General features: G+C 50.3%; 3 protein-coding genes. 2 read left to right on the forward strand and 1 reads right to left on the reverse strand.

The features are described from left to right. Together ABYT30_RS15270 and ABYT30_RS15275 are read left to right on the forward strand one after the other, a co-directional pair. A partial coding sequence (locus ABYT30_RS15270) for a hypothetical protein (RefSeq protein WP_373097365.1) occupies positions 1 to 384 on the forward strand: 384 nt, incomplete at its 5' end. A 415-nt stretch (positions 385 to 799) separates the two neighbouring features. Next, positions 800 to 2,806 carry a TonB-dependent receptor plug domain-containing protein gene (locus tag ABYT30_RS15275; RefSeq protein WP_373097366.1) on the forward strand — a complete coding sequence of 669 codons (2,007 nt, stop codon included), beginning with the start codon at positions 800 to 802 and terminating at the stop codon, positions 2,804 to 2,806. 130 nt (positions 2,807 to 2,936) lie between these two features. Here ABYT30_RS15275 and fusA read toward each other — a convergent pair whose 3' ends face one another. Continuing rightward, on the reverse strand, positions 2,937 to 5,027 hold the full coding sequence (gene fusA, locus ABYT30_RS15280; protein WP_373081722.1) for an elongation factor G: 2,091 nt from the start codon (positions 5,025 to 5,027) through the stop codon (positions 2,937 to 2,939). Positions 5,028 to 5,067 lie beyond the last annotated feature (40 nt).

Raw genomic sequence — 5,067 nt, forward strand, 5'->3', positions numbered from 1 at the left:
AGAACCTTATTGAAAGGCGTACGTGACGCTGACACTGAGGCAGATGTTATCGCCGCGTCGGTAGAGGCCGCCTTTACTTATATTCGTGGTAACGAAGCGCTATTTATACTCATTGCCCGAGAGCGAGCAGGTAGTTCGGCCTCGATTCGCTGTGCGATTCGCAATGAGGTGCGGCAGATTGTGGAGGAGATGGCCTGCGATTTTCATGAGCGTGGTTTATTTGAGCGATTTAGTTTGCCAGAAAAGGAGGCTGCCGTAGCTGCGATCGTTTCTTTAGGTTTAAGTTTAATCCCCGACTTGCTCGACTTGTCTCGGGAGTCATCTGCTGAAGGCGATGCTTTGTTGTCGCAATTTGAGTATCAAGTGCAGTTTATCTTGTCATGATGGGACGCTTAGCTTTATCGCCAGCGCAAAATAGCTTTGAAGCGAGATTTAGGTCGCGATCCGCTACCATATTGTATCCATTCTTAATGTCAGCGATACCTTCCACAGTGCAATGACGGAGGCGATTTTTATCGACGCTTTTCCTCTGTAAATGTAACTCTCAATGCTGCTGGGCGCCTGGCTCGGTAGTTCTCTAGGTCGACTCGCTGTTTGCCCACAATGTTCTATACTTTTTAACCATAACGCATGAGCTTTGAATTGGCTTGGTTTGGCTTTCATTTGTGTCATAAATCGGCGTGTTAGGGGTAATTACATATAGTGTCTGTGGCTAATTTCTTGTTGACTTGAAAATTGGCTTTATTTCATTTGCGGCGCGCTACGACGTGTCAATACGGTTCTGGGGAAAATACAGCCTATGCCCGATAGCGGTCTATTGTACAAAGTTCGCTCCGCGACTTTTTGTTTGTGCCTAGGGCTATGGGGCAATGAAATTAGTGCCAAAAACTATCATTTTGAAGACTTCGCATCATTAAGCCTTGAGGAGTTGCTGGATATCGATGTGTCGTTGGGTGTGCGTCGCGGCGAGTCACTTCGCGATTCATCTGCCGCGGTGTATGTATTGACGCGGGACTCTATTGAGCGCTCTGGCGCGACAAGTATTCCCGAGCTATTGCGGCTTGTACCCGGCGTTGAGGTTACTCGGTTTGGCTCTGCCAAATGGGGCGTGGGTATCCGCGGTTTTAATGGCGGCATTTTTACTAACCGGCTATTAATTCTCGTTGATGGCCGCAGTTTGTTTTCTCCGGCGAAGGTCGGCATGTTCTGGGACACTCTCGATACTCTGATTGGTGATATTGAACGTATTGAAGTGGTGCGTGGGCCAGGTGCTTCCTTGTGGGGCGCTAATGCCTTTAATGGCGTCATCAATATAGTGACGCGGCATAGTGCTGACACCCAGGGGGGGACGCTCGAGGTCGGGGCAGGGAATGAAGAGGAGTGGTTTACTGGCTATCGTTATGGCGTAAAACTCGGCAATGATAAGTACCTGCGCGCCCACATTAAAGCCTTTCAGCGCGACGCCGCGAGTCGACCGAATGGCTTGGATAACCGTGATGATTGGCATTCAGCCCAGGCGGGGCTGCGCTATGATCAGGGAACTGCTGAATCGGGGGCTTTCAGCCTGCAACTCAATGCCTACGAAGGAACGGAGGGCGAGGAGCTGCTCCTTCCCGATGAAAACTCCGCGACCTTACAAAACCTGTTTTTCACGAAAGCTGAGTTCTCAGGGCTTAACGTAATGGCCCACTGGCAGCACCAGCAAAATGATCGCTCCCATTACAGCCTTAAGTTTTACGCGGACCACTCTGAGCGGACTGACTCGCTCTTCAAATTGACGGTTGACAGTTACGATGCCGATTTTCAGCAAAGCTACCGCGTTGATAGTCGGCAGCGGATAGTGTGGGGCTTGGGGTATCGCTATACCGAAGATAAACTGCCCGAGCAGTATATTCGTTATACGCGGGAGCAACGTCACTACGACGTGGCGAGTGGCTTTTTGCAATACGAGCTTTCACCTTTTGAACAATGGCGCTTTATTGCCGGTAGTAAATTGGAAGAGAACGATTTTAGTGGCAGTGAGTTTCAGCCCACAGCTCGTGCTATTTGGAGTTACAGTGAGCTGGGCTCAACTTGGCTTGCGGTTTCGCAGGCTAAGCGTACACCGAGTCGCACCGAGCATGATGTGCGCATCGATTTCGACTACGTTGCGCCGCAAGTGCAGCTGCAGATACAAGGCAGTGAGTCATTTCATTCTGAAACCCTGCGAGCGTATGAATTTGGTTGGCGGCATCAATTTCGCCGAGGTCTGAGTCTAGATCTGGCACTGTTTTTTAATGAATACGAGGGATTGCGGACCCTAGAGCCTGGCGCCCCTGAACCAAATTCAGCGCCGCCGCCCGCGTTTGTGGTGCCCGTTGTTGCAAGCAATGGTGCTGCGGCCCGATCTTGGGGAGGCGAATTGGTATTAAGTGCGGCGTTGACGCCACAGTGGCAAGCTGAGTTGCAATACAGCAATGTACAGATAGATATTGACGCAGAGCGCAGCGGGGACCCGAACGCGACGAAGGCGGAGGGTGAGAGTCCGCAGCATAGGCTTACGCTGCGCTCTAATTGGGATTTGGCTGGGGGCTGGGCCATTAATACGGCATTGCGTTACGTGGATGAAGTTGAGGGTCAGAACATTGATGAATATACCGAGCTGGATGTTCACCTTAACAAGCGTTTTGCTGAGAATATAACGCTATCACTGGTTGGTCAGAATTTACTTGATAGCACTCATGAAGAGTACGTCGACAAGGTGGTTGGCACACCGCGGGTTGAGGTTGAGCGCGGAGTGTACGTAAAATTCAAGCTGGATTTTTAAAAGGTAATGCAAGGCGCAGAGGGGAATAAAGCTAGGCGGTTAAAATCAGAGTTTGTTTTTTTATCTTGTAGCCAGTCACAAAAAAGCCCTGCCAGTTCGCACTGGCAGGGCTTTTTTTACTGGCTAAGAATTACTTAGCTGCAGCGGCTTTCTTTTCTTTCTCTTTGGCAATTACTGCTTCAGCTACGTTAGCTGGGCAAGCAGCGTAGTGAGAGAACTCCATTGAGAACTGACCGCGACCAGAGGTCATGGTCCGCAGGGTGCTGATGTAGCCAAACATTTCTGAAAGCGGTACATCGGCTTTAATGCGTACGCCAGAGACGTTAGCTTCTTGGCCAGAGATCATACCGCGACGACGGTTAAGGTCACCGATAACATCACCAACGTGATCTTCTGGGCTGTAAACGTCTACCTTCATCACTGGCTCAAGGAGCTGTGGGCCGGCTTTGGGCATAGACTGGCGGAATGCGCCTTTTGCCGCGATTTCAAACGCGATTGCCGAGGAGTCAACTGCGTGGAAACCACCGTCTACCAGTGTTACTTCAACGTCGAGTACGGGGAAGCCAGCCAGCGGACCAACAACCATCATCGAGCGGAAGCCTTTCTCGATTGCTGGGAAGAATTCCTTAGGAACGTTACCGCCCACAACTTTCGAGGTGAAGGTAAAGCCAGTGTTGGCTTCGCCAGGCTTAACGATGTAGTCGATCTTACCGTACTGACCAGAACCACCAGACTGCTTCTTGTGGGTGTAGCTGTCTTCGATTTCTTTAGTGATGGTTTCGCGGTAGGCAACCTGTGGCTGGCCTACAGTTAAGTCAACGCCGTAAGTACGCTTAAGGATGTCGACTTTGATGTCGAGGTGCAATTCGCCCATACCTTTAAGGATGGTTTCACCTGAGTCGACATCAGTCTCAACGCGGAAAGTAGGATCTTCTGCAACCATTTTACCGATCGCAATACCCATTTTCTCAGTTGAGCCTTTGTCTTTTGGCGTAACAGAGATCGAGATAACAGGCTCTGGGAATACCATGGCTTCAAGGGTACATGGGTGCTTGGGATCACACAGGGTGTGACCAGTTTGCACGTTCTTCATGCCCACGATCGCGATGATGTCACCGGCTTGTGCGCTGCTCAATTCGTTGCGCTCATCAGCTTGCATTTCAACCATGCGGCCAACGCGTTCTGATTTACCAGTAAAGGAGTTAAGGATGGTATCACCCTTGTTCAATTTACCAGAGTAGATACGTACGAAAGTCAGGGCGCCAAAGCGGTCATCCATGATTTTAAACGCAAGCGCGCGGAAGGGCTCGTCGGCAGAAACGATCGCGTAATTGCCGTTTGGATTGCCTTCTTCGTCAGTTAACGGCTGTGGGTTAACTTCAGTTGGGGTTGGCAAGTATTCAACAACCGCGTCAAGTAATAGCTGCATGCCTTTGTTTTTGAAAGCAGATCCACAGTACGTTGGGAAGAATGCCAGTTCCAGCGTGCCCTTACGGATACAGCGCTTAACGTCTTCGTCTGAAGGCATTTCGCCTTCCATGTAGGCCATTAACAGGTCGTCATCTACTTCGAGTGCAGATTCAATCAGTTGCTCGCGGTACATCTCAACGTCGTCAACCATATCGGCTGGCACATCAATTACGTCGTAGTTTTCTGGCTGTCCGGTTTCGTCCCATACATAGGCTTTACGGCTCAGCAGGTCAACAACGCCAGAGAACTGATCTTCACGACCAATAGGCAGGGTCATGATGAGTGGGGTGGCACCCAAAACTTTTTTAACTTGGTCGGTAACGCGGATAAAGTCAGCGCCGATACGGTCGAGTTTGTTAACGAAAATCAGGCGCGATACTTTAGAGTCGTTCGCGTAGCGCCAGTTGGTTTCAGACTGGGGCTCAACACCGCCAGAACCGCAGAATACACCGATACCGCCGTCGAGGACTTTCAGTGAGCGATAAACTTCTACAGTGAAGTCAACGTGCCCAGGTGTGTCGATAACGTTGAAGCGGTGGCCTTTCCAGAAGCAGCTTACCGCCGCCGACTGAATGGTAATGCCGCGCTCAGCTTCCTGTTCCATAAAGTCGGTAGTTGATTCACCTTCGTGAACCTCACCCAATTTATGAATTTTACCCGTCAGCTTAAGGATACGCTCGGTGGTGGTGGTTTTACCGGCATCGACGTGGGCGAAAATACCAATATTTCTGTAAAGGGATAAATCAGTCATGGCGCTCTCTGTAAGCTGGGTTGAAAATAGGGCGCTAATA

It is taken from the genome of Zhongshania sp., from assembly GCF_041623545.1.
In the GTDB taxonomy this organism is placed as follows: Bacteria; Pseudomonadota; Gammaproteobacteria; order Pseudomonadales; family Spongiibacteraceae; genus Spongiibacter.

What these genes read in the sequence shown, in the direction of transcription:
- fusA (WP_373081722.1), bottom strand. Translation starts at nt 5,027, where the DNA reads ATGACTGATTTATCCCTTTACAGAAATATTGGTATTTTCGCCCACGTC.
- ABYT30_RS15275 (WP_373097366.1), top strand. Translation starts at nt 800, where the DNA reads ATGCCCGATAGCGGTCTATTGTACAAAGTTCGCTCCGCGACTTTTTGT.